This is a genomic window from Iodobacter sp. CM08, assembly GCF_033446605.1.
Taxonomy (GTDB): Bacteria; Pseudomonadota; Gammaproteobacteria; order Burkholderiales; family Chitinibacteraceae; genus Iodobacter.
Genome location: NZ_JAWQUO010000090.1, coordinates 485 through 2,267, shown reverse-complemented (window position 1 = coordinate 2,267; position 1,783 = coordinate 485). Strand labels below are relative to the sequence as shown.

Below are 1,783 nucleotides of genomic sequence, written 5' to 3'. Positions count from 1 at the left end.
AGCGGGTGAGTGGCCCGCTATTTGCTAGACTTATCCACAGTTGCTCCGATAAAAAGCAACGCTCGGCCCTGGGTCAAAATTCGATCGGCAGGGTGGGTCAAATTTCAATCGGCGTGAACACAGCGATAGCGGCCAGAACTTAATCCCGTTACATCACGCGTTTTACGCGGATTTTTTTTAGTATTGGTGCGGCCTGCAATCGTGCCGGTCACGCCTAGCCCCAGTTTTTCACCTTCCATCTCTGTGACGGCTGGCATATTGATCTTACCGAGGAAGCTGCTCGATAGTTGCACACGGGTTTCTAGTTTTTGCTGAATGGATGGATCAACCGTAAAGGTTTTACTTGCAGCGGGAACATTATTTAATTGAGCAACTTTTTTTTCAAAAGCGTTATAGGCAATTCGCGTTTCATTGCGCATGGTGTTTCCTTAATCGGGTATTGAATTATTTTTATTGAATGGCGGGATATTAATTAATCAGCAGTCTGTTTCTAAAGACACCGCGCTGCCGGTGGCTTTATCTCGATTGCCTGATAAGTGCGCCGGTTCGTTTTCAATCTTTGATTTGAATTCGCGCAGTTCGGTAATGCTGGCGTTTAATTCATCAATACGGCTATTAAGCGTGCTATGGCCTTCGGCAGTTTCGGCTTGATACTCGGCCACGGCTTCAATGGCTTGCTGAATATCTGAGAATTGCTGATTGGCTTTTACTTCTTTTTTGGCAAAGATTTTTTTAACTGAATCTAAAATAGACACGGTGGGGGCTTCCTCTTGCTCTTCTTCGAGCGCAAATTCAATGGCATCAGTAAACAAACAGGCTTTATTTGTTTTACGAGAAAATAGCGGGCTGTTGTTGCCGGCAGTGGCAGAAAATTGCAGCATCTCTGTACCTAGGCTGGCGGGGTTGTCTGTAACCGCTAGGCCCACCAGATAGGCTTCGCCTGTGCCTGCAAAGTCGGGGTCTACTTCGATAGAGGTGTAAACTTTTTGCCGATCTTTATTCATTTTGATCAGATCAGCCGTCGGGTCGATGGTGGCAAATAGCGCCATTGCGCCGTCTTCTTCTTTGACGGATACAGCAATCACATCGCCATAGGCTTTAAACACGCTATCTGGATAAATGCCCTTGATGTGTTCTAAATTAATGCGCGCCCCAAATTGCTTAGGGTTGTAATTTTTGGCCATTTGGCTAAGCCATTCACGGGTGATCTTGCGGCCATCTGTGGTGGAGCCTTCGGTGGCAACTCGAAAAGATTTATATTTCATATATCCTTCTGCGATTTATTTGAATTGAATAAGTGGCTTATCTCGGTAGCCCCCACTATCAACACAAATTAAACCCCCATCAATTCACGCCTTTTGTGAATCTCTATTTCACAAAAGCCAATCAAATACACCTCTGTTTTATTCCCTTAGCCTTTGGCTATGGAAAATATAAACATCAAAGACCCCCGTATTGAGGCCCGCCGCCTGTATTGGTCAGGCTGGCGTATTTCACGGATTGCGGAATCATTAGGCGAAAAACCCGCCACGGTGCATAGCTGGAAACGGCGCGATGAATGGGACAAAAAGAAGCTGATTGAGCGCGTCGAAGAGTCGCTGGAATCGCGCTATATCCTGCTTTTGAATAAGGACAAAAAAGAAGGCATCGACTTTAAAGAAATTGATTTGCTCATAAATAATTAGGAACGCTATGCAAGGTAAACGGCGCTGTCGTTTAGTTAAAGAAATTTCAGCTACGGAAGAAAAAACAGGAATAAGTTTTCGTCCTATATCGCGCTAAG

2 protein-coding genes and 1 pseudogene are annotated in these 1,783 nt (G+C 45.1%); 1 reads left to right on the top strand and 2 read right to left on the bottom strand.

The genetic code is table 11. The features are described from left to right. Positions 1-104: 104 nt before the first annotated feature. Together R6242_RS22160 and R6242_RS22155 are read right to left on the bottom strand one after the other, a co-directional pair. Positions 105-419 carry a P2 family phage major capsid protein gene (locus tag R6242_RS22160; protein WP_318431053.1) on the bottom strand — a complete coding sequence of 105 codons (315 nt, stop codon included), beginning with the start codon at positions 417-419 and terminating at the stop codon, positions 105-107. 57 nt (positions 420-476) lie between these two features. After that, positions 477-1,265 (bottom strand): GPO family capsid scaffolding protein, encoded by a 789-nt coding sequence (locus R6242_RS22155; protein ID WP_318431051.1) that lies wholly within the window; start codon positions 1,263-1,265, stop codon positions 477-479. A 159-nt stretch (positions 1,266-1,424) separates the two neighbouring features. On the opposite strand from R6242_RS22155, the pseudogene R6242_RS22365 reads away from it, so the two are divergent. Continuing rightward, positions 1,425-1,563: pseudogene (locus R6242_RS22365) on the top strand (terminase gpP N-terminus-related DNA-binding protein); the annotation flags it as partial. Between the last annotated feature and the right edge of the window lie 220 nt (positions 1,564-1,783).

Bases quoted from the DNA above. Each gene is read 5' to 3' on its own strand.
- R6242_RS22155 (WP_318431051.1), bottom strand. From the start codon at position 1,265: ATGAAATATAAATCTTTTCGAGTTGCCACCGAAGGCTCCACCACAGAT.
- R6242_RS22160 (WP_318431053.1), bottom strand. From the start codon at position 419: ATGCGCAATGAAACGCGAATTGCCTATAACGCTTTTGAAAAAAAAGTT.